We start from the raw sequence: 23,467 nt of genomic DNA on the forward strand, positions 1-23,467 counted from the left end.
CCCCGCGTCCGTGAGACCCCCCTCCCCACCATGACGATCCCCCGCTCGCAGGCCGAGCTCGTCACGCTGCGCAAGCTCGCCCAGGACCTGGCCGCTGCGCGCAAGGAGCGCCCGACGAGCGTTCACCTCCTCGCCGCCATCGCCTCGCGCGACGGCCAGGCCGGCGAGCTTCTGCGCGAGCGGCGCCTCGACGCGGACGCGCTTCTCAAGGCAGGTCGATCCTTCGACGAGGACACGCCCGATCCCCTCGCCCGCGCCGCCGTCGCGGCCCGCGAGCTCGGCAAGCGCGCACCTCTCGGCGAGCCGAACGCCCTGCACCTGCTCCTCGCCATGCTCGCGGACCGCGCCTCCGCCGCGCACCGCGCCCTCGTGCAGGCCGGCGTGGATACGGGACGGCTGCGCACGGCGGCCATGCAACTCTCGCTCGGGGTCGTCGCAGCCCGGCGCGTGCCGCAAACGGCGGGCGGAAAAACCACGGAGGCCGAGCCCCGGCCGGCCCCGCGTACGCCCAAGCGGATCGACCTCGACAAACCCACGCCGACGCTCCCGAAGCGGCCGACGGGCACGGGCGTGACGGTCCCGCTGTTCCCGCCGCCGGGTCGGCTCGGCCAGGAGCAACGTCCGCCCACGAAGACGCCTCCGGTCCCTCAGGCCGCGACGCCCTCGCCGCCGCCGCCGCAGGCCACCGCGACCGCGACGCCGATCCCGCTCCCCACGCCTGCGCCCGCGAAGCCGGCCGAAAGGGACCGGAAAACCAAGGCGCGCGAAAACCTCGGCCCCGGGCCCACGATTCCGGAAGGCCATCCGCTCGCGCTCGATCGGGCGAAGACGCCGACGCTCGCCGCGCTCGGGAAAAACCTCACGCTCGCGGCTTGCCTCGGGGAAATCGATTCCGTGATCGGCCGGGACGCCGAGGTCGACGCGGCGCTCGATATCCTGGCCAAGAAAAACCAGAATAGCTGCCTGCTCGTGGGTCCGGCCGGCGTCGGAAAAACCTCGGTCGCGCGTGGCATCGCCGAGCGCCTCGCCCGCGAGGCCGATCGAGACCCGTCCGCGGCGCGGCTCTTCGTCGAGGTCGCGGTCTCCGAGCTCGTCGCCGGCACCGGCACGCGCGGCGCGCTCGCCGAGCGCATGAACGCGATTTTGCGCGAGATTCGCGAGGAGGGGCGCGCGATCATCCTCTTCGTCGACGAGATCCACGAGCTCTTCTCCGGCGGCCTCGACGAGGCCACGGCCGAGATCAAGCTCGCCCTCGCCCGCGGCGATCTCCGCCTCGTCGGCGCCACGACGCCCGAGGAGCACCGGCGCACCTTCGAGCCCGACCCCGCCCTCGCGCGGCGCTTCTCGGTCGTCGAAATCGAGGAGCCGGACGAGGAATCGTCCTTCCTCCTCTGCAAACAGGTTTGTCAGGGCCTCGGCGCCCACCACGGGCTCGGGTACACGGACGAATCGATCGCGTCGGCGGTTTCGTGGTCCGTGCGATATCTGCCGGGCCGCGCCTTGCCCGACAAGGCGATCGGGATCCTCGACCTCGCTGGCGCCCGCGCCCGCAGGCGCGCCGGGGCCGGAAAGCTCCCGCCGGTCGGACCTCCCGAGGTCGCCGAGGTCCTCGCGAGCCTCGCCGACATCCCCGAGGAGCGGCTGCTCGAGACCGACCGCGAGCGAATGCTCAATTTGGAAAAACTGCTCGCCGATCGGGTCGTCGGTCACACGGCGCCGCTCGCCCGCATTGCGAGGGTTCTTCGCCGCAATGCCGCGGGCATTCGCGCGGATCGGCCGCTCGGCACGTTCCTCCTGCTCGGTCCGACGGGCGTCGGCAAGACGGAGACCGCGAAAGCCATCGCCGAGGCGCTCTTCCATTCGGCCGACGCGATGACGCGGCTCGACCTCTCCGAGTACAGCGAGGCGCACGCGACGGCCCGGCTCATCGGCGCGCCGCCCGGGTACGTCGGGCACGAGGCCGGCGGTCAGCTCACGGAGGCCGTGCGCCGCCGCGCCTACCAGGTGATCTTGCTCGACGAGATCGAAAAAGCGCACCGCGACGTGCTCGAAGCCTTCCTCCAGGTCTTCGACGAGGGCCGCATGACGGACGGCCGCGGCCGCCGGGTCGATTTCACGAACACGGTCATCGTGCTGACCTCGAACCTCGGCGCGGCCGAGGCCGGGGCGCTGAAGAGCGAACGTTCGGTCGGGTTTTCCCGGGGCGCGACGCAGGTTTCACCGGACAAGCTCGAATCCACGATGCTCGCCGCCGCGCGCGGGGCGCTGCCGCCGGAGCTCTACAACCGCATCGACGAGGTGCTCGTCTTCGGCCCGCTCGGCAAGGCCGAGGTGAAGGAAGTCGCGCGGAGGCTGCTCGCAGGGCTCGGCCGCGGGCTCGAGGAGAAGGGAATCCGGCTCGACGTGGAGCCCGCCGTGCTCGACGTGCTCATCGCCGAGGGCGGCTTCGACGAGGGGCTCGGCGCGCGCCCCATGAAGCGCGCGATCATGCGCCACGTCGAGGCGCCGATCGCCGAGATGATCCTGCGCGGCGAGCTGCCTTCGGGATCGGTCGCGCTCCTCTCGGTCGATCGAGGGCAGATCGTCGTCGACGCCGTGGACGAGGCCGCCGGCGAGCTCGCGACGGGCGCTTGAGAAGCACGAAAGCCCTTCCCCAGCAGGGAGAAGGGCTTTCGTGAGAAATTCTTTCGACTTCGTACGAATTGCCGCGCCGCGCGGCTACACCCCGATGTCCTCGGACACGGGCAGCGACGCCGGCACCGTCGACGGACTCGCCGAAGCTTCCGGCCGCGGCGGCCGCTGGCGGCGTTCGCCGCGGCTCACCGTGCGGTCTTGACCTTCGTCCTTCGAGGCTTGCGCCTTCTTGTCCTTCTCGCCTTCGCCGGGCTTCTTGCGCAGGCTGATGCGATCGGCCTCGCGCATGTTGAGGCAGGCGCGCAGGCCGTCCTTCAGCGTGCGCAGCGTCATGAGCCCGCCGAGGTGCACGCCGATCTCCACGAGCGTGCGCGCCACGTCGGGGCGCACGCCCGTCAGCACGCACTTCGCGCCGAGCAGCTTCGCCGCGTGCGTCAGCCGCACGAGGTGCGCGGCCGTCATCGTGTCGACCACGTCGACGCCTGTCAGATCGATGATCACGTACTCCGCGCCGCGATCCGCGATCCGCTGCAGGAGCTTCTCGGTCATCTCGGCGGCGCGCGCGCTGTCGATCGCGCCGACGAGCGGCAGCGTGAGCACGTCGTCCCACACGTCGATGATGGGCACGCTGAGCTCGCGGATCGCGATGCGCTGCCGCTCCACGGTGGCGAGTTGCTCTTCGAGATCGCGCCGCGACGACTCGAGATCACTCATCGCCTTGTCGTGCTCTTCGCGGGTCTGCTTGAGCTCCCGCAAAAGCACGAGCAGGCTCTCTTCGAGCGCCCCGAAGCGGTCCTCGGTCAGCGCGCCGGAGAGCCCGATGGCCTCGTCGAAGGCCCCGACGGAAGCGAGCGAGAGCGCCTCCAGGACGCGCTCGATCCGCTTCCCCTCCACCACTACCGACTCGTCGGTTGTGTCCGTCATCCCCGATGGTCTCCGATGCGTCCCTCCTACATACGGGAAGATGCCCATGAGCATCAAGATCCACCTGATGCCCGCGGTGCGTGAAATTGTGCTTCCCCAGAATTTGCCAGGGACAGCATCCGCAGACAGCGGAAATCCGGCCGAGGGCGGGGGGCAACGGCGGAAGCCGCGGCACCCCCGGGTGGTGGGTCTTCAGGGAAGCGAGAGCACCTTGACGTCGATCGTCGCATTGGCATCGGTCGACGTGAGGGTGACCGTGGCGTCGCCGGGCTTGCCCCCGACGAAGATGAAGACGGAGCGCGGCTCGTCGGCGGGATACCGCTGGTAGGCGTCGCCCGGCGCGAGCAGATCCACGAAGCCGGGCATGACGCGCACGATGTCCGGATCACTCGAGGTCGCGGTCGCGTTCTCGCAAGGGCTGTTCCGGTAGGTGCACTCGATCGCGAGCGCGATGCCTTCCGAGAGGCGCACGTCCTTCTCGGTGCTGTCGAGCTCGGCGACGGCCGTGGGCGGCGCGACGGTGAGCGCGATGAGGCTCGGTTCGCAACCCGCGGCAAACGCGGCGGCGGCGAGGAGCAAAAGGGAGGCGCGAGGGCTCACGGCTTCACCTCCAGCACGGTCAGCGCGACCGCGACCTCGATGTCGAGCGCCTTGACGGTGACCGTCGTCTCGCCCGGGGCCTTGGCGACGATGCGTCGACTGCCGGGCACGCCCTCGTCGAGCATCAGGACCACCTCGGGATCCGCTTCGAACGCTGCGTCGAGCTCGCCGAGCAGCCGCTGCGGGCCGCGGTGCGGCGCCGCGACGAGGGTGAGCTCGTCACCGACGAGCATCTCCATCGCGGCGGGCAGAGGCGAGGTCTGAAGGCCTCCGGTGGTCACGCGGTGGAGCCGCAGCGCGTCCGCCTCCGCGACCCAGACGTGAAGAAAATCCACGACCAGATCGCTGCTCGACGCTTGGGGCTTCGGATCGCCTTCGGCGTCCTGCGCCCCAACCCCCGCCGTCGTGATGAGCATCGACGCGAGCCCGGGCGCCTGGGCGTGGATGCGGGCGTCGTCGATCGTGAAGATGGCCGGGTTTGCCGAGACGAACGAGAGTGGTGGCGTGGCCGCGCCCTCGGAGGTCACGGAGACCTGGATCGGCAAGGCGGCGCCTTTGGCGATGGGGGCGTCGATGCCGGAGACGGCGCAGACGAGCTCGCTCGGGGGGCAAGCCGCGGTCGTGTCGGTCTGGCCGAGCGCGCCGGACGAGCCCTGGGCACATCCGGTCGCGAGCGCGAGGAAAGGAAGCAAAAGTCGGGTGAATGGCATGGCCTGTCGACGATAGCAACCGCCATGCCCCGCACGAAATCACGAAATCGCTCGAGACCGGCGGCCCGGAAGGCAGGGCACGAACGTCATGGCCGGCGCGGTGATTGCACAGCGAGGCGTGTTCGGGGGAGTGGCCCCCGAAGCACGAAAGGGGAACGGGATGGCGACGTCACTCCTTACGACGGTCGAGAATCGATCGGGCGTCGATACACTCGCTGAGGCCGTGCACCGGCCGGTCCAAGCGGTCCTGCAAAAGCGCCCGGAGCTCCGGACCACGCTCGACGGGACGTGGCTCGGGCACCCGCTCCACGCGGCACTCTCCGATTTCCCGGTCGGCGCGTGGGCGACGGGGGTCGTCCTGGACATCGCCGGGCTCGGGCGACGGAAAAAGGGGCTCCACGACGCGGCCTTCACCGCGCACGCCTTCGGTCTGGCGGCCGCGGGCGCGGCAGCGATGGCCGGGCTCGCGGACTGGAGTTACCTCGACGGCAAGCCGCGGCGCGTGGGCTTCGTGCACGCGGCGTTGAACATGGTGGCGGCCAGCCTCTTCGGCATCTCGCTGCTCCTGCGCAAGAACGGGCGGCGCGGGGCGGGCATCGCCGCGTCGACGGCGGGCTTCGGCATCACGCTGGGCAGCGCTTGGCTCGGCGGGGTCATGTCGTACCATTACGGCATCGGCGTGAGCCACCGGGCCTTCGAGCAAGGCGGGCCCTCGGGCTTCGTGCCGGTGCTGCGCAATGACGAGCTCCCCGAAGGGCAGCTCCGCCGCGTCGTGGCCGAGGGCGCGCCGATCCTGCTCGCCCGCGCGAACGGCCGCGTCCACGCGATCGGCGATACCTGCACGCACCTCGGCTGCTCGCTCAGCGCGGGCCGGCTCGACGGCGAGCGCGTCGTGTGCGCCTGCCACGGCTCACAGTTCCGGCTGCGCGACGGCCGGGTGATGGTCGGCCCCGCGACCGACTCGGAGCCCCATTACGAGACGCGCGTCCGCGACGGCCAGATCGAGGTCCGGAAATCGGGCCTCAATGGTGCTTCGTAAAACGCATCCAGCGCATTCCCCAGCCGCAGCCGGGTTCGTCCGCCGCGGCTGGGCCTACGTTTGCATCGGAACGTCGGGGACGCCGCCTCGCGGCACGAATCGCCCACGGAGCAAGGAATGATCCGTACCGAAAGCGTGGCCGATCACCATCGAAAGGCCGCCGAGCATTTCGAGAACGCAGCCGTGCACCATCGGATGGCCGCGGAGCAGCACGAGCGGGGGAACGAGGCCGAGGCCATCCGGCACGCGATCGAGGCTCGGCGGTATCACGAGCAGGGAATGCGGCACGAGCAGGAGGCCGAGAAGCGGCACGCGGCGTGAAACCAATCGCCCGAGGAGAACACCATGACATGGCCCCGATGGATCAATGTCGCACTGGGTATCTGGCTACTCATCGCCCCGGCGGTGCTCGGATACGTCGACGCATACGCAGTGAACAATGACCGTCTGCTCGGCATCCTGATCGCGGCCTCGGCGATCGTCGCCCTCTGGGCGCCGAAAGCGCGCTTCGTGAATGTCGTGCTCGGCATGTGGCTGATCATCGCGCCGTTCGTCCTCGGTTACCTCGGCGGCAACGCCGTGGCGAACGACATCGTGGTCGGCATCGCCGTCGCGGTCTTCGCCTTCCTCCCGAGCCGCGCCATCACGCGCCCCACCACGAACGCGAGACCGGGCGACTTGAGCTGACCCCGTCAGGCCAGGCGACACCCAGAACTTGGCCCGTGACCTCACCCCGTGGGAGGTCACGGCCATGTCCATTCGTGTCGCCCGGCCTTGGCTCGTGGGCGCAGGCCTCGTCCTCGGCCTCGTCACGCGGTCGGCACCCGCCCTGGCGTGGGTCGACGTGCACGTCGCGGGCGACGACGTGCGGGTCGACGTGAACAAGGACGGCTCGGCCCGCGTCGAGCACAAGATCACGCTGCGTGTCTCCGGCGGGCCGCTCAAGTCGATCGACCTGAAAGGCGTCGACGCCGACGCCGTCCCCGAGCCCGACGGCTACGTCGTCCCGGGCCGCGACGCCGCCACGAACTCGCTCGCCTCGGCCGCGCCCATCACCACGGAGATGCTGCCGCCGCCGAGCCGCCCGCGCGACGACGGCCAGCCAAACCCCTCGGCCATGCGCATCCGCTTCGACGCGGACAAGGGTTTGTCGCGGGGCGTGTTCGTGGTGTTCGTCCGGTACCGCACCGAGCTCTTCCGCCGCGGCCTCGTCCAGCGCGACGGCTCGATGGCGCGCCTCCGCTGGACCGGGCTCGTGTGGGAAGACGGCTTCGATTCCGCGCGCGCCACCTTCGTCCTGCCCGCCGGCCCGACCGAGCCGCGCCCCGACGAGGCCGGCGTCGCCGCCGATCCCGCGGGCGAATCCGCCGCGCCGCCCTCCGTCCTCTCCACCGTCCGCCGCGCCACGGGCCGCGACGAGCTCGAACTTTTGCGGCCGTACGCGCCGAAAGCCGAGACCATCACCTGGCTCGTCCGGTTCGACGCCCGCGCCCTCGACGTCACCGCGCCGAAAGCCGAGCCGACCACCGTCGCGTCCCCGGGCCCTTCGGCGCTCGCCCCGGATCGCCGCACCTTCGTGCTCCTCGGCGGGGGCCTTGCGTTTGTCCTGTACGCCCTGCTCGTCGCGGTCAAGACCCGCGAAGTCGAGCGGGCCGCGCGCGCGGCCGGCGCCGAGCCTCGGCCCTTGATCCCGGCCCCGCTTTTCGTACGCGCCACGGGCGCGGGCCTCGCGCTCGTCGGGGGCCTCGCCTTGCAGCTCACTTTGCCCACGGGCACGGCGGGCGCGCTCCTCGTCGCGCTCGCCTCGGCGTTCGCCGCGTTCCGGGCCCCGCGCTGGATCCGCGCCTCCTCGCTGCGCGGCCCTGGCACGTGGCTCCCCATCTCCGAGGAAGAGGCCTTCGCCCGCGCCGCGCGTCCCCCCGCGCGTGATGGCCTGCTCGACGTCTCCACCCGCGCCGGAAAAGCCCTCTTCGCGCTCGGCCTGCTCCTCCTCGGCGCGGCCGTATATCTCGTCTCGGGCACGTCGATGTACCACGCCGAGCTCTTCGCCTACGACGCCGTGGCCCTGCTCGCGCTCTTCTGCACGGGCCGGCTCGCGGAGTTGCCGCCCGACCCGGTCGCCTCGGCCGCGCCGCTCCTGCGCGACGTGGCCAAGCGCGTCCGCAAGGCGACGAAAAAGGCCGGCGAAGAGGTCCGTATCGTCCCGCGCATCCGGGTGCCCGAGGGCAGCGCGAAGGCCGACGAGCTGCGGCTCGCCGTGGTCCCGCGCTCGCCGCTCCCGGGCTTTTCCGGGCTCGAGGTGGGCGTGGTGCTCACGCCGGCCGCGGGCTCGACGTTGCGCTCGCCCGAGGTGCTGCTCCGCGTGACGACGGGGACGGCGTGCGAGGAGGCGGTGGAGGCCATCGCGCAGCAGGGCCGATCGCAGCGCGGAAAGCGCTCGACGGAGCGCGCGATCACCCTCGTCCCGCGCTTGCCGACGGCGTGGATGACGGCCGACCTCGTCACGCGGCTCGTGGGCCTTTTGCGTGAAGGTCGCAAGGCGGCGGAGGAGCGCTCGGGCATTCGGCGGTCTGCCCAGGTCGTCGCGGTCTCCGAGGACGGTCGCGCGGCTTGACGCCGGGCAGGTTTTCCCGCTTGCTTCGAGGGCGCCCGTGACCGCCCCTTCCGAAAAACCCCCTCGCCTGTTCGCCCGGATCGCCGCCGCCGCGTTGCTCCTCGGGCTCCTCGGATTCCTGGTGACCGCGCAGAGCGGCTCGAAGACGCCAGCCTCGCCGCCAGGTTCAGCCGAAGCCGACGCGCCCGCGCCGGCCGAGCCGTTCGGCCCGCAACCCGCGCCGCCCGATCCGTCGCTCGTCGCATTGCTGGACGGGCTGACAGTAGGGGCCGAGGTGAATGGGTGGAAGGTGGTGAACTTCTACCCGACGAACGAATCCGTCGTGTGGGTGGAGCTGCAAAAAGGCGAGGTTTTCTTCTCGGTGGGAATCGGCCCGAAAGGAACGGGCAAACCGCCGCCGCCGATCCAGACGGAGACGTACGAGGTGGGGTATGGAATGCCGAGGCCGCGCAATGCGGGGATTCCCACGCAGGAGATGACGGCGGCGGCGGAGCTGGTGGCGGCGAGGATCCGGAAGCGGGAGAAAGAGGTTCCGCGGCCCGAGGGGGTTTGGGGGCGTGGCTCGGCTGGTCCGAGCGAAGCCCCCAAACGTTGAATGCGGCTTTGAAAGGGCCGGCTCAGCCGCCCTCTTCCCCCACGATCCCCGCAATGTCCCCCGGCAGCGGCGAGCTCGCCGTGAACGCCGGCACCTTCGCATCCCCGCCCCACGTGATCCGCGACGCATGCAATGCATGCCGCGAAAGCCCCGGCACGCTCTGCCCGCCGTACAGCGTATCCCCCGCGAGCGGATGCTCGATCGCCGCGAAATGCGCCCGGATCTGGTGCCGCGTCGCCTTCCCGGCCCGCGCCTCCACGAGCGCCCATTCTCCCCGCTCCGACAGCTTCCGGTACGTCGTGTGCGCCGGCCGCGGTGCATACCGCTCCACGTCGCGCGGATGCACGCACGGATACACCCGACGCCGATCCTTCGGGTGCGGCGCCAGCGGAATCTCGATCGTCCCCGTCTCCGGCAAATCCTTCGCCGCGCAGACCAGCAAATACCGTTTGTCGAGGCGCTCCTCCTTGATCGCCCCCGTCAGCACCTCGAACGCCTCCCGCGTCCGCGCCGCCAGCACGAGCCCGCTCGTCTCCGTGTCGAGCCGATGGCACAGCCCCGGCTCCCGCGCCGAAAAACCGATCCCCGCGCACTCCGGATACCGCGCCACGAGCGCGTTCGCGAGCGTCCCACGCTCCCCCGGCTCGAGCGGCGCCGTCGGTTGCCCCGCCGGTTTGTCGAGGACGACCACCTGGCTCGTCTCGAACACCACCACGAGCGGCGCCTCCGCGTCCGGCACCGCGCCGCCTGCGAGCGACGCCGGCTCAAGCTCGACCGAGACCACGTCCCCCGCGCGCGCCACGTCCCCCTTCGACACCCTGCGCCCGCGCTCGCCTCCGCCCTCGTGCAAGCGGACCTTGCCGGCCTCGAACAGCCGCTTCGCCCCCGCTCGTCCGAGCGTCGGCATCACCTCGAGCAGGAGCTTGTCCAAACGAACCCCTGCCTGCGCCTCGTTCACCGTGATCTTCATGGTCTTCCGTGATGTCCGCCGCCCGCGACGAACGATCGCTGCTCTAGCGCAACGTCCCGCTCCACGATAGCCCCACGACGGGCGCGCGCCGCTCTCCCACCTGGCTTTGCCCGATCACCCCGAAGATCGGCAGCATCCCCGGGGCCGCCCCGTGCGCCTGCTTCCGCGATTTTTCTGACGCCTCCGCCTTCGGCCTCGTCATGAACCACCCGATCGCGGCCCCTGCGAGCGCCATGCCGCCCGTCATCCCGATCCAGACCCGCTGCTGCGTCTCGTTCGGCCCGTCGAGCAGGAGCGGGCTGCCGAGCGCCGCGCCGCCGAGCCCGCCGAGCAGCGCCCCGAGGTCCATCGCCACCACCCGGTTCGCCGGAGGCCGCCAGTGCACCGCCAGCGCCGCCGCCCCGAGCCAGCCGAGCCCCGCGCCGTACCCCATCCCCGCGAGCGGAAAGCTGTCCACGTTGCCCCGCACGAGCCCCTCCGTCACGCCCCCGAGCACGAGCCCGAGCCCGCCGCCCGAGTGCGCGAGCAGCGCCCCGCCCTCCGACATCCCGCGCAGCGCCAGGCCCAGCGTCGAGATCGAAAGCCCCATCGTCCCCGCCACGAGCCCCGCCGTCCACTGCTCGCCCTCGGCCCACGCCGTGCCGAACCGGCCCGCGTAGATCAGGTGCCCCGCGATCGACGGCCACCACGCGCCCGACGCGACGAACCACGCGGATCCCACCCCGACGTCCCACTCCTCCGCGGCGAGGATCGACATCACGAGCCCGCCCCCCGCGCCGACCGCGAGCAGCGGATACAGAAGCCGCGGATCCTCCGAGCCACTCGCCCGCTGGATCGAATACCCGAGCACCCCGCCGAAGAGCGTCGCGTTCACCGCGAGCGCCGTACGTCCCGCGCTCTTCGCGGGGACCGTCAGCGTCCCCTCGGGCGCGCGCCCCGGCTCGGCTCGCCGCGCCGGCTGCGAGCGCAGCCCCGTCACGAGATCGCGCAACATCACGACCGCGCGCACCGAAAGCTCGTCGCGGCTCACCCGCTCGATCCGCACCCGGAGCTCGGGCGACGACGCCTCCGCGAGCACGATCCGCAGCTCGATCTCGCCGTCCCGCGCCTTCACGCTCGGCACGATCAGCGTGCCGCCGAGCGAGCTCGAAAGCGCCACGAGTTCGGCCTCGTCGTCGGGCGCTGCGCCGCGCTGTGCGCCGCGCTGATCGAGATCCAGCACGAGCCCGAGATCCTGCGCCGCGTCCGCGAGCAGCGCGTCGAGTTGCCCCGCGATCGGCACGAGCTCCGCGCCTTCGCCGGGTTCGCCCGTGCTCCCCGGACGCCGCCGGATCTTCGTGGGAAACAGGACGGCGGAGCTACGCGAGGGCTCTGCGCTCGCGCTCGCCGTGCCGTTCGTCCGCGGGGCATCGGCCAAGGCGGGGCTCGCGGATCCGAGCGCCGCGACGACCACCAGAAGCCGAGCCGCGCGGCTGCCTCTCAGAACATCACCACGCCGCTCGCGAAGACGTCGAAGGTGTTGCTGTCGCCCACCCAGAACCGCCTCCCGACTGCGTTGATCGTGGGCCGATAGTTCGGGTTCGGAATACCCGTGGCGGTGATCAGCTCACCACCACCCGAAAGATCGGTCTTGAAGTTGCAAGGCCCCGTGGCCCCCGGGTTGTCCTTGAACGACGGGTTGCACGGCTGATCCGCCGTGATCCCGTGCTTCTGGTCATGCGTGAACCCGAAGCCCAGGTTGAACTTCACGTACTCGCTCGCCTGCCACGTCACCGACGCTTGCCCGCGGATCGTCGCGTATTGCTGCACGTCGGTCAGACCCGTCACGTACGTCTTCTGCGACTGCGGATCGATGATCGAGTGCGCCTGCTCCATCCCGGGCTGCGCGTCCGGGTTGTAGGCGGGGTTGGCCATGTACTTCGCCCACTGCGGCTGACGCAGCGAGGCCGCCGTGCTCGCGCCGAGCGCGTCGTAGATCTCCGAGTAATCGCGGCCCTCCGACGTGTACGTGCCCTGCACGCGCAGATCGAAGGTGAGTCGGCCGAACTTCTCGCGGTTCTCCCACGGGATGATCATGAGGCCGAGCGTCATCGTGCCCCGGATCGGCGGACGGTTCACGAGCGAGCCCTCGAGATCCGTGATGCCGTAATCCGAGTCCTCCTGCTGGAACTCGAAGAGCGCGGAGAACCCGCCGTACGGTTCGAGGTACTTGATGCGCTTCGAGACGAGCGTGTGCACCTCGAGCCCGATCGTGCCGCGCGTGACGCCGGCATCACGCTCGGAGACGTCGAAGCCTTCGAGGTTGTTGTTGGGGTCGTTCGGAGCGGTAACGTCCCGCTGCCCGTTGCGGTTGATGTCCGACGGGTGCGCGCACTTGAGCTGTCCCGAGGGCGCGTCGGGGTTGCACGCGTGCATGGGCGTGCCGAGCGAGAAACGACCCTCGACGCCGAAGAGCAGCGTGGGCTTCGTGCGATCGCGCGCCTGGTTCATGAACGCGCTCGTATCGATGCCGACTGCGAGATACTCGAGGCCGCTGCGATCGGGCGAGTTGAACGGCAGGCTGAAGAGCTGCTCGCCCGGCGCGCCCTGAAGCACCACGCTCTGCACGCGATCGCTGCCGTCGAGGCCCGTGAGCTCGCGCGAGTTGTTCAGGATGATCGGCGCGCGGAAGTAGAGCGCGAGATCCTTGTAGAGGCCGATGTCGACGCGCGGGATGAGGCGCGAGGTCTGCTCGCTGAACTGCGCCACGTTCATGAGGTTCGACGTGAACCCGCCCGACGTGAGCCCCGGCCCGAAGACGTTCGTCTCGCGCTGAATCTTCGCGCTCTTCGTCGAGTACTGGAAGCCGAGACTGATCGCGATGTCGAACGCGTCGCCCTCGTCGAAGGCGTCGATCACGTTCACCACCTCGCCGGGCTCCTGCATCACGCGCGGCTCGGTGGCGCTGCGCGGTTCGTCCGCGAACGCGCCCGTCGTCACGAGCGACGACGCGAGCCCCAAAGCGAGGGTGAGCGCGAGCGAGACAGGCGATCCCAGGCCCCGACGCCCGAGGCGAAAGCCATTGCCCTTGCGATCGCAGAACGTTGCGCCTTCCATGGCAGACCTTTCCGTTGGACGGACGCTACCGGCGCTGGGGCGAACGTGTCAATTGGAACTACCAGGAAACCCGTATGCCCCAGGCGGCGCGGCCCTTCTCAGGCCCCGGGGAGGGGCGATGGGTCCGAGGGGGGCTCGGGGAGGAAGCTGTCGCGGGGACGCGGCTCGGTGATGGGCGCGTCGTCCATGCCCGGCTCGATCTCGTCCGGGAAGATCGCGTCCGTGATGTCCTCCGCGTTGAGCTCCTCGCGCGCCGAGCTGAGATCACGCGAGGTCTGATCGAGCCTGTCCGCGAGCACGCCGAGGAACTGCCAGAGCAGCTTCACCGCGAGCTCGTGCTCCTTGCGCAGGATCTCGAAGAAGTCGTTCCGGTGCAGCACGATGAGCTCACTCGGCTCGATCGCGGTCACCGTCGCCGATCGCGGCATCGCGCGGATCAGTGCCATCTCGCCGAAATGCTCGCCCGGGCCGAACTCGTTCAGCACCGTCTCGCCGCGGCTGACGCGCACCTGGCCCGAGAGCACGATGAAGAGCTCGTCGCCGCGATCGCCCTCCTGCACGACGATCTGATCGACGTCGTAGGAGACCACGTCCGCGACCTGCATGATCCGGAGCATCTCGCGCTCGGACAGGCGCGAGAAGAGCGGCATCTTCGCGAGCACCTCGCGCTTGAGGTGCAGGCGCCGCGCCCGCGTATCGTCCTGTTTGTCGCCGGCGCCGAGGCGAACCAGGATCGCGGTGATGTTGTCCTTGCCGCCCTTCCGGTTCGCGAGATCGATGAGCTCCCGCGTCGCCGTCTCGCCGTCGGCTTCCTCGAAGTACGGCTCGAGCTCCGCCGTGTGCGCGATGTATCCGTGCAGGCCGTCCGAGGCGAGCAGGAACTGGTCGCCGGGCAGCACCTCGATCGTCAGTGTGTCGACCTCGACCCGCTCGTAGACGCCGACGGCGCGCGTGATCGCGTTCTTCTGCGCGACCTTCTCGATCTGGTCGCGCGTGAGCTTTCCGCGCTTGATGAGCTCGTTGTAGACCGTGTGATCTTCGGTGATTTGCTGCACCTTCCCGCCGCGCAGGAGGTAGATGCGGCTGTCGCCGACGTGCGCGATGAAGCCGTGCGAGGCCACGATCAGGAGCGCCGACAGCGTCGTGCCCATGCCGCGCTTGTTCGCGTCTTGTTTCGCCTCGTCGTGGATCTTCGCGCACGCTCGCTGCACGGCGAGCTCCAGCATCGCGAGGATCTCCTTGGCGCCTGCCCGACCGCTCACGCCCTCGCGGGAGTACTTCTCGACGACGTCCTTGTGCTTCTTGACTTCCTCGTGGATGATCCGCACCGCGAGCGCGCTCGCCACTTCGCCGGCCGCATGCCCGCCCATGCCATCCGCGACGATGGAGAGCGCAAGCTTCTTGTCGACGAGGAAGTTGTCCTCGTTGTGATCACGTACGCGGCCTACGTCCGTCGCGGCGTAGAACTGGATGTTTTCGGACAGCGCCATCGGACGCGAGGCTACCACGGGGAGTCGAGCGCCCACCACCCCCTGCCCGGTTCGCCCGATCCGAGGTGGTGAGCACCCATCCGCCGCCCGGTCCGGCGTCGCCGCGCCCTATGTCAACGAATCGTGGCGATGGTCTGGTGGTTCAGCGCCAGGAGCTCGCCGTCCTCGGTCCAGAGCTCTCGCCGTTCGACAGCATATCCGTCGGCCGCGACGAGCACCTGGCCGCGGTGATACAGCGGCGCGTCAGGTTTGACGCGGTCGAACGGCGGAAAGAGCTGAAGCGTGAACGAGACGGTGCCGACGGGGCGCGGCTCGGGCATGACGGAAAACGACGCGGGCCAGGTCGCGTCCGCGAGCGCCGTGAGATACGCAGCGTCGAGCCTTGGGCACGGCGGACGCAGGCGCACCCAGGTCTCCGTGACCGGTGACGAATGCCCCGAAAAAGGCAGCGGACCGGTCACGCGATACTCGAAAAACTTCGCAAAGGTCGGCCATTCCTGGGAAGGCAAGGGGGCGACGTCATTCCACGGAGTGGGGCGCGGCGGCGTGATCGTGCGGAGCGTCGTGGTATCGGTCCGCGAACGCGCGAGAATGCCGACGGCGTGCGAGATCACGGTGCCTTCTTGCACGATACGCGCCGCCACGGTCGTCATGCCGGAGCCGCGGCGCAGGACCTCGACGAGCACCTCCGCAGGCCCGGCGAGCAGCGGCCCGCAGAGCTCGGCCGTCAGCGAACGCAGAGACCTCTCCGCGTCGTCCTCCATCGATTCGATGGCCCGCACGAGCACGGCAAGACAAAACCCTCCGAACGCGCCGCGCCCCTGCTGCCAGCCATCCGGGACGTCGAGCGAACATCGGCCCGGCGCAACGACGCGCGGGGTCGTAAGAGCGACGAAATCAACCATGGGATCGGGCACTTGTAGCACGCGCCCAGCCCCATGCGCACGTCAGAGCGGCTCACCGCGGAGCAGCGACAGAAGGACGCGCTTCTCCGTGGCATCCGTGACGACCTCGAGGACGCGGTTGATCTCACGCACGGCCGCCGCGACGAGCAAGGTGCGGGCGCGCGGATCCTCCGTGGCTTTCGCGGCGAGCGCGCGCACGGCCGGATGCGAGCGATTCAGGACGAGCTTCCCCGATTCGGCGTCGAACCGAAGCGGCCGGCCGCTCCGCGCATACCGCACCCCCGTGACGACCTTCCCGGGCGCGAGGCCGAGTTTGTCGATCGCCTGCAAGAGCCAAGGGCCGAGCGCGCGCGTAGCCGGCTCCACCGGCTCGGGCGGATCGAAGAGCATGACCACGCGCGATACGAGCCCGCCGAACCACGAAGAAGCAGGCTCCTCTTCGATTCCGCCTTCGACCTCGGGCGCCTTGGGCTCGACAACGTCGGGCGCGACGAACGGCGTGATGTCGACGCTCGGCTGCGGCGGCGGGGTTGGCACGACAGACCCATAGATGAATGCGTGCACAGCCGCGAGCACCGCGGGCTGCATGGCCTCGGGCGGCGGCGCGGCGCGCTTCTCCAGGACGACCCCGCCGAGCTCCCGGACGATCCGCGTCCTCGCCCGGAGCACCGAAGCGAGCACGCCGCGGTCGCGCAGGACGAACGACGGCGCCTGCCCCGGAAAAACCCCTTCGCTCGTGCCCTCGCCGCGCGTGACCCACACCTCGCCTTTCGCCTCGACCTCCGCCACGACCTCGGACGCCGGCACGCGCGACCCATCGGCCGCCACGACGTCGAGCTCGCCCACGTCGCCGCCGAGGAACTTCAAAATCCACCGATACCCTTCGAGCAGCTCCGCGGGCGCGCCCTGCTCTCGGGCGGCGTCGACCATTTCGACCGTCCGCTGCAAGAGGAACTTCGTGAGCGCCCCGCGCGTCTCTGCATTTTCAAAATTCCCGACCTTGGTCGGCGCGACGAGCAGCCGCCCGCAGACCGGCACCGTGCCCTCGAAATGCTTCAGACCCGGGACCTCGTAAGGACGGGAAACCGGCTCCTTTTTCGTCGCATCCCGCACCTCGATGCGCCCCGCGCCGGCCCAGGAGGGCGAGAGCCAGAGCATTCCCTTCACGAAGAGCGGCACACCGGGGACCGGTCCGTGCACGGCGAGCTCGGCGAGAACCCGGGGCGGCGGGACAAACCACTTTCCAAGATGCTCGTTCGCCTGCCCAACGACACGCGCCCGCAGGCCCTCACGGGCCACGTGCCCCTTGATTCCGTCGAATCCGCGGTTCGTCGGGAGCGCGTCGTCGTTCACCACCGCGAGGACGGGCCAGCCGTCGCCGTCGAGCACGCGGCAAAGAAGCCGCCGCGTCGTGTGCACGTGAATCCCGCGCGCGGCCGCGTGCTCGGGCATGAGGATCCCGATCTCGCCGAGGACGCCGTCGCCGCGGAACGGGATCACCTCCAGGCATTTCGCCCGCTGCGTCGCGTCGAGGCCGATGAAATCGAGCGGCGGGGCGAGCCTTCGTTGGTCGGCGGCGAGCTCGCGCTTGAGGGCCTGCGACACGTCCTCGAATGTGGCGCGCGAACGGATCGCCTCGAGCTCCTCGACCGTGAGCGCGAGCGGCGGGCGCGGGCGCGGCGACGTGGGATAAGGCGGCGGGAAGTTGACGTACGGATACGGGGACGAACCATCCCCCTCGACGTCGGCGATCGAATGGAATCCGCCGAGGATGTCGGGGAACACGCGCATCGCGGTCCGACGCTTGGCGAGCGTCTGATCCTTGCGGGAATGGGCGCAAACGACCCGGCGGAGCGAGGTCCGCGCGAACGAGGGAAGCTCGTCGAGCTTGTCGGCGAGCGATTCGAGGTGCTTCTTCGCCGATTTCGTGAGATCCACCGCGAGGTGGCGTTTGTCCTTGTCGTCGAGCTCGACGTCCTCGACCCGCACCTTCGCGCGGAACGGGAACATCCCCTCGACGTCGAGCGCCACGACCTCCCCGCGCAACGTCTCGACCTGCACGTCCGCGCGTCCGCTCTCCGTCAGCTCGATTTCCCCCTCGTAATGCGAATTCAGCGACGCGAGATCGACCCGAAGCGCGGGATGCGCCGGCGAGCCCGGGAGCCTCGGCCGCCCGTGCGCCGCCTCGCCCGTGCGCCGCGCTTGCAAAGACGCGAGGGCCTCGCTCACGTCGACGAGCTCGTATCCCATGCCGACGAGGATCTCTCGCAAAAGATCCCCCTCCGACGAGGACGGCGCGTGCACGATCGGCGCGTCGAGCTCGCTCCCGCCGCGCGTCGGGGTTTGCCATTGCGAATAGCGCCCCCGCCCATAAAAGAGCTTGTTCGCGCCCGGGACGAGCTCGGCGAACGCGCGCTCGTCTCCTTGCACGGTGGGCCAGCGGAATTCCGCCGTGCGCAGCGCGAAATCGGCCTGGAGGATCTCGGAACGTGTGCGGTCCTGCGCCGAGACCTTGTACAGCGCGGCGACGAGGCGCAGCACCCGGATGTCCCCGAAAAACGCGACGCGCTCTCGGCCCTTCGCGCGCTCGACGAGTCCGGCCGCGAGCGAGCAGGCCGCCGAATAAACGCGCGCCTCCGCGACCGACACGCCCGCGGGCGTCACGTCCGAGAAGGGCACGACGAACGCCTCCGAGGCGAGCAGAATACGCGCCACGACGGGGACGGGCATTCCGGTGAGCTCCCGCGTGCAGAGGAGCCGCTTGTCGAGGAGAACCTCGATCTCGGCCGCGGGAAGCTCGAGGCCACGCTTCGGCAAGGCCGCCGCGACGGACATGGACGTCGCGGTTTGCTCCTCCTCGTACCAGAGCGCCGTCAGCCCCTCGGGCTCGGCGAGCGGCCCGCAAACGAAGGGATCGAGCACGGGTTTGGCGCGGAACACCCGCCGGTCGTATTCGGTACGCGCGCCTTGCCGCCGCGCTTCGAGCTCGTCCTTGGCATTCTTGGCGCGACCGCCCGCCCACCGCTCGAACGCGTACGCCTCGCGATCATCGAGACAGAGGACCGGGCGCCAGGAAAGCGTCGGAAAATCCGGCGCCGCCCGGAGGAACGGAATCATCGCCGGCTCCGGATATCGTTTTCGCACCGATTCGAGCGAGACGAGCTCCGGCCGCCCCTCCTCGTCGAGAACCGGCACGAGCGGGAGCGCCTCGATCCGCTCCGTGAGCGGGTGATTCCGGTGCCGCGTGATCGCCTCGATGACGTACGCCCGCAGCAATGGTCCCGGCGCGCCCGTCGGCGCATCCTTCAGCGCCGCGCGCGCGTCCGCGTTTCCTTCGAGCGCCCCGACGATCCGCTTCAAAAGCTCGTCGCGCACGGGCACGAGAAACGCCATGTCCCGGGTCCATGCAATTCGATCCCACGAGGGCGCGGGCACGAGCCCATCGTATTCGACGACGATCGTGGTGGGCTCGATGTACTTCTCGGTCGCGGCCACCTGGAGCAAGACCCCTGCATGGAGCCAGAGGATCTCGTCTTTCCGTGCCGGCGCGATGACCCCTCGCCCCTGCTGCACCTCGAAAGGCATCGAGGGCAAAACTTCGGCGAACGGCCCCTCCGCGCGTCGCGACGCGCAAAGCTCGTGAAACATGGCGAGCCGCGGCGTCACGGGCTCCCGGGGCTGGCGCAAGGCTCGCGCATAAGGGACGAGCGTCACGCCCCGGAACACCTTTTCGAGCCAGCCGAGCTCGAGATCCGTGACGGCGACGACGGGCCGCTTGTCCGGAGCAACCCCCGTGGTCCCTGGCGGCACGTGGCAAATGGCATTCGTGCGATCGACGTACGTGCGCAGCTCGGCGAGGCTCAGCGGGAGCCGGTCGGGATCGGGCGAGGGCCAGAAGCTCCGCGTCCAGATGGGCGTGTATGCAGAAAGCGCCGGCTCGGGTGGAGGGGTTTCGATGCCGAGCGCATCGGCCGCGAGCACGAACGCACCAACCGCCGCGCGCGCGAGCGGTCGCAATCGTTCGAGGTCCGCTGCGCGTTTTTCCTGGGCGAGCCGCTCGACGTGCGAGCCGAGCGCGAGGAGCGAGAGGCGCGTGAGCTGGAAGATGGCGAGGCGCAGCGCATCGCTGTCGTGCACGCCCTCGTAGGAAAAACGGGGCAGGATTTGCCCGTCCCAGGCAAGGGCCGCGTCGATCGCCAGCGGCAGTTTGTCCCGGTCGACGGTAATCGTGTCGATGTGCCGCCCCTCGACGTAGATCCGGATGTTCGAAGGCCGCTGCCCCGAGCCGATTCCTTCCGCGCCGAGCGCGAGCTGCCCGCGCAGCCCCCGAAATACCCCGTCCTTGACGTGGAACGTCTCCTTGACGACGTGATCCGGCTCCGCCGGCACCGCGGGCTCGCTGCGCGGTCGCGCATGCAGGCGCCGCCTGCGCTCGTGCGCGGCGTGCGCCGCCGCAATGCGCTTCTCCGCGCCGTGGATCTCGAAATCGACGAGGATCCGCTCCGCGAGGCGACCACGCGCCCAGACCACATCGTCGAGCCAGGGTTCGAGCTCCGCGGGCGCGGGCTCCTTCCCTTCGAAGACGTACACGGGGGCCTTGTCCCGCGAAAGCAACGCCATCGGCGTGAGCGGCCCGCCGACGGCATTTCGAAGCAGCGGCAATTCAAGCAGCGCCCGCGCCTGCGCTGCCACGTCCCCGCCGCGTCGAAACGCCCCCGCCGCGACACACACGAATGCGCCGAGCGCATCTTCGAGCCGCGTCTTGTCGTGATCGAGGACCTCCACGTCGGGCAAAGGTTTTCCCTCACCCGTGACGAGCGCCACGAGCGTGCGCAGCGCATCGACGAGCCCGCTCCGCGCCGCCTGCTCCGCGCGGAGCGCGAGGCCCGCATCCTCGCGTAATGCGGAGCGTGAGGCATTCGTGGGCAACTCGTCCGCGTCGACCAGCACGCGAACCGGGAGCTCGACCTGCGCGTGCGCCGCGCTCGGAAACATGGGCTCCGCCGCGAAGGGCCGCCGCAAAAGAAGGACCCCGAGCTCCAGATACTCGACGACCGGCGGCCCCGCGGGCACCGCGAGAATCTCGATGACGCCCCGCCGGATGTCCTTCTCGCGAAACCGCACGCGCAAAAGAGCCGGCGGCCGCGGCGCGAGCGGAAGTTTTTCCCCGGCCCTCCGGAGCGCGAGCGGCGCGTCGTGCATTGCATCGGCGAGGAGGCCGATCTCGCGCGGAAGCTCCCGCCGCGCCGCGCGCTTCAACGTCTCGAATCCGATACGCCGGCGCACGTGCACCCGCGTGCCCCGCTCCGGCATTCCCTTCGGCAAAGCGACCCGCTCGACCGCCGGCAGCGGCGCATCCTCGCCGGCCAGGACCGACGGAACGAACCGCACCCGCGCGGCCTTCTCCTCCCCCGCGGCGCGAAGATGAATGTCGACGAACGAAGGCCCAAGCCCGAGCGCCGCATTGACGCCGAGCGCAAGCCCCCGCAACGCGCGCCCCGAGCCCCCGGAATCCCCGAGCACGTGATCGAGCAGCCGCGGCAATTCGTTCTCCGCCACCGGCTCGCCGTCGAACACGAACACGACGTCGTCAGCGTCGTATTGCACGTCGAGGAACGTGGCCCCCGAAGCAACCGCGGCCCGCGCGATCTCTGCGGCATACAGGTGCAAATCGACGAGCAGATGCTCGCGCAGCTTGGCAAGCGCGCGCCGCGCGTCGACACGAATGCGCCCCCGGGCGAGAATCTCGCGCCCTTCCTCCCCCATTTCAGTCATGCCATCACCTTCGCCGAAGCCTCGAACAGCGAATCCGAAACCTTGCCGGACGGATCTTCGCGCGAGAGCAAGAGGATCCGCGCGAGCAGGTGCGCCGCGACAAACGCATCCTCGCGCGCCCGCTCCCGCGCGGCGAGAACGGCCTCGTGGGTGACGTCGAGAAGGAGCCCACCCCGGACCCGCTCTTCGGCCCACCCTCGATCCGCAAACCCCATCCGGCAAAGCCAAACCCCGACGCCGACGCACCGCACGTCGCCCTGGACGAGGACACAAGGCGCAGCAACGGCCGCGCTCAGCCGCGCGAGCGCCACCCGATCGACCCGAATCCCCGCCCCACGCAGGGCCTTCTGCACGCCGAGGCAAAGCTCCCCGTCGGCCTTCGTGATTTCCTCGTTCGAAAGCTCGTGCAAGAGCAGCCAATGTTTTTCGACCGCGAGCGGCCCCGGCAAAGGCCCGCGCGCGGAGAGCGACGAGACGATGGTCGGATGCGGCACGAGCACAACCGGCTCGCCGATTTGCGCGAGCGCGCGGCCGAGCTCATCCGCGAGCGGCGCGACGAACATCTCCTTGCGCTTGAAAAGCTTCCCCTCGGAAGCGACGTGTTTCCCCTCCCAGGCCGCGACGAGCGGCAAGACGACCTCGTCCTTGGGCAAAACGAGCGGCGGCGCACAAGCCGCCTCCAGCAATGCGACGTACGAGAGGACGACATCCTCGTCGTACGGCGGTTTCGCCTTCGCGAGATCCCGCGCCGCCCGCGCGAGCCGCGAGCCGAGCTCCCGCGCGAGGGATCCCCGGACGAGGTCCCGCACCTGCGAAAGGACCCCATGAAACGCCCGATCCCGGAGCACGTTGTCGCGGCTCAACGTATGCCGCAAATGGGGACTATCGACGCGAAACCGGACCTGCTCGAGGCCCGGAAGGAGCGGCTCGGTGGTCTCGAACAGCGTGAGTCCGCGATTGTAAAACCCCGCAAACGTTGGCTTCCCCCAGGCCGGGTCCTCGGGCGCAGGCGCCGTCGCGCAAAACCGCTCCGACCCCGCCGAAGGCCCCACGACGATACGCTGTCCGCCCCGATGCGTCTCCACGAAAATCGGCGCCGGTACCCCGAGCGGCCCATCGATCCGACGCGCCCCACTCCCCTCGGCTCGATCCGGATCGGACACGTGCAACTCAATGGGCACGGCCGCATACCTGCACCACCGCAAGAGCGCCCCCTCGATCCGAGCCCGATGCTCCTCGAACCGAGCCGTCTCCATGGTCTGATGCAGCGAAACGATCGTCCCATTGCCGGCCCGCGGCGCGAGCCGTTCGAGCTCATACCGATGATCCCGAAACAATCGAACGCGATGGCACGCCCCATCGCGCCAGGTATCAATCTCGACGACCTCGGGATCAACGGCGAAGACACTGACAAACCCGACGCCATACTTGCCGATCTTGGACGAATCTCCCTCCTTGGAGGAATTGAACAGCGTGAGCAAAGGCCCTTCGATGACGGCCCGATCCATGCCCGCACCGTCATCCTGCACCGAGGTCGTGACACTCCCTCCCGACCGCTCGACGCGCACGACGATCGCCGTCGCCCCCGCATCGATGCTGTTCTGCACGAGCTCCCGAACGAACGCATGCGGATCGGCAAACTGCCGAACCATCTCGGCCACCGGCCCCGCCTCCGGCCTCTCCGCCACCTCACGCTTGCGCTCGGAACGATACGGCATGCCGTCCGCGAGGCTACCACAACCCCCCGCAACCCAAACCGCCCACGCCGCAAGCACGTAGCCCGAGGCCGATGGGAAGGTCGTGTCGAACACGGAAGGAGCCTCGACGGAACACGAACCGCACTTGCCCCTTGACTCGCCGAACCCGCCACGTACGATCCCGCCGTCCTTCGTTCCGAGAAGGACAGCCGTGCCCCCGTAGCTCAGTGGATAGAGCAGCGGTTTCCTAAACCGAAGGTCGCAGGTCCGATTCCTGCCGGGGGTGCTGAGTGATTCCGCACAGTTAGCTCCTCTCGCCGTCCCGCCGCTGGATAGATCCTGGATAGATCGAGGCGGGCGGCGGGGGCGAGCAGAGCCCCCGGCGCGAGGTGGGCGTACCTCTCGGTCGAGTCCCTCG

Annotated in this window: 16 protein-coding genes and 1 tRNA gene; 7 read left to right on the forward strand and 10 right to left on the reverse strand. The window is 69.9% G+C overall.

Features of this window, described 5'->3' with window-relative positions; genetic code table 11:
* Positions 1-30: 30 nt before the first annotated feature.
* Entirely contained in the window at positions 31-2,634 is a 2,604-nt protein-coding gene (locus KEG57_RS21620) for an AAA family ATPase (protein WP_272458749.1), read from the forward strand.
* 84 nt (positions 2,635-2,718) lie between these two features.
* Here the strand turns inward: KEG57_RS21620 and KEG57_RS21625 are convergent, their stop codons facing one another.
* The 3 genes from KEG57_RS21625 to KEG57_RS21635 all read right to left on the reverse strand — a co-directional run bounded on the left by KEG57_RS21625 (position 2,719) and on the right by KEG57_RS21635 (position 4,868).
* A complete protein-coding gene (locus KEG57_RS21625; protein WP_272423853.1) occupies positions 2,719-3,558 on the reverse strand; it encodes an STAS domain-containing protein in 840 nt (279 codons plus the stop codon).
* A gap of 192 nt (positions 3,559-3,750) precedes the next feature.
* A complete protein-coding gene (locus KEG57_RS21630) occupies positions 3,751-4,158 on the reverse strand; it encodes a hypothetical protein (RefSeq protein ID WP_272458750.1) in 408 nt (135 codons plus the stop codon).
* Positions 4,155-4,868, reverse strand: a complete 714-nt coding sequence (locus KEG57_RS21635) for a hypothetical protein (protein ID WP_272423849.1) — start codon at positions 4,866-4,868, stop codon at positions 4,155-4,157. Before KEG57_RS21635 ends, KEG57_RS21630 begins: the two co-directional genes overlap by 4 nt.
* 160 nt (positions 4,869-5,028) lie before the next feature.
* On the opposite strand from KEG57_RS21635, the gene KEG57_RS21640 reads away from it, so the two are divergent.
* From KEG57_RS21640 to KEG57_RS21660, 5 genes are all read left to right on the forward strand, one after another.
* Complete coding sequence (locus KEG57_RS21640) at positions 5,029-5,907, forward strand: Rieske (2Fe-2S) protein (protein WP_272423848.1); 879 nt, start codon at positions 5,029-5,031, stop codon at positions 5,905-5,907.
* 117 nt (positions 5,908-6,024) lie between these two features.
* Positions 6,025-6,228 (forward strand): hypothetical protein, encoded by a 204-nt coding sequence (locus KEG57_RS21645; RefSeq protein ID WP_272423846.1) that lies wholly within the window; start codon positions 6,025-6,027, stop codon positions 6,226-6,228.
* A gap of 24 nt (positions 6,229-6,252) precedes the next feature.
* Positions 6,253-6,594: an SPW repeat domain-containing protein gene (locus KEG57_RS21650; protein WP_272458751.1), complete on the forward strand. Its 342-nt coding sequence runs from the start codon at positions 6,253-6,255 to the stop codon at positions 6,592-6,594.
* 64 nt (positions 6,595-6,658) lie between these two features.
* Positions 6,659-8,521 (forward strand): hypothetical protein, encoded by a 1,863-nt coding sequence (locus KEG57_RS21655; protein WP_272458752.1) that lies wholly within the window; start codon positions 6,659-6,661, stop codon positions 8,519-8,521.
* 37 nt (positions 8,522-8,558) lie between these two features.
* The gene (locus KEG57_RS21660; RefSeq protein WP_272423842.1) at positions 8,559-9,116 is read left to right on the forward strand and encodes a hypothetical protein; all 558 of its coding nucleotides are present in this window, start codon (positions 8,559-8,561) and stop codon (positions 9,114-9,116) included.
* Between the two features lie 22 nt (positions 9,117-9,138).
* Here the strand turns inward: KEG57_RS21660 and KEG57_RS21665 are convergent, their stop codons facing one another.
* The 7 genes from KEG57_RS21665 to KEG57_RS21695 all read right to left on the reverse strand — a co-directional run bounded on the left by KEG57_RS21665 (position 9,139) and on the right by KEG57_RS21695 (position 23,070).
* Positions 9,139-10,086: an RluA family pseudouridine synthase gene (locus KEG57_RS21665; protein WP_272423841.1), complete on the reverse strand. Its 948-nt coding sequence runs from the start codon at positions 10,084-10,086 to the stop codon at positions 9,139-9,141.
* A 43-nt stretch (positions 10,087-10,129) separates the two neighbouring features.
* Positions 10,130-11,503, reverse strand: a complete 1,374-nt coding sequence (locus KEG57_RS21670) for a hypothetical protein (RefSeq protein ID WP_272423840.1) — start codon at positions 11,501-11,503, stop codon at positions 10,130-10,132.
* A gap of 62 nt (positions 11,504-11,565) precedes the next feature.
* Positions 11,566-13,182, reverse strand: coding sequence for a hypothetical protein (locus KEG57_RS21675; RefSeq protein WP_272423838.1), 1,617 nt, complete (start codon positions 13,180-13,182; stop codon positions 11,566-11,568).
* A gap of 98 nt (positions 13,183-13,280) precedes the next feature.
* Positions 13,281-14,672: a Stp1/IreP family PP2C-type Ser/Thr phosphatase gene (locus tag KEG57_RS21680; RefSeq protein ID WP_272423837.1), complete on the reverse strand. Its 1,392-nt coding sequence runs from the start codon at positions 14,670-14,672 to the stop codon at positions 13,281-13,283.
* 113 nt (positions 14,673-14,785) lie between these two features.
* The gene (locus tag KEG57_RS21685) at positions 14,786-15,577 is read right to left on the reverse strand and encodes a thioesterase family protein (protein ID WP_272423836.1); all 792 of its coding nucleotides are present in this window, start codon (positions 15,575-15,577) and stop codon (positions 14,786-14,788) included.
* A gap of 42 nt (positions 15,578-15,619) precedes the next feature.
* Positions 15,620-21,352, reverse strand: a complete 5,733-nt coding sequence (locus KEG57_RS21690) for a hypothetical protein (RefSeq protein WP_272423835.1) — start codon at positions 21,350-21,352, stop codon at positions 15,620-15,622.
* The gene (locus KEG57_RS21695; RefSeq protein WP_272458753.1) at positions 21,349-23,070 is read right to left on the reverse strand and encodes an ATP-binding protein; all 1,722 of its coding nucleotides are present in this window, start codon (positions 23,068-23,070) and stop codon (positions 21,349-21,351) included. The genes KEG57_RS21690 and KEG57_RS21695 overlap by 4 nt, the downstream gene beginning before the upstream one ends.
* A gap of 192 nt (positions 23,071-23,262) precedes the next feature.
* Here KEG57_RS21695 and KEG57_RS21700 point away from each other — a divergent pair.
* Positions 23,263-23,335, forward strand: a tRNA-Arg gene (locus tag KEG57_RS21700).
* The last annotated feature ends 132 nt before the right edge of the window (positions 23,336-23,467 follow it).

It is taken from the genome of Polyangium jinanense, from assembly GCF_028435365.1.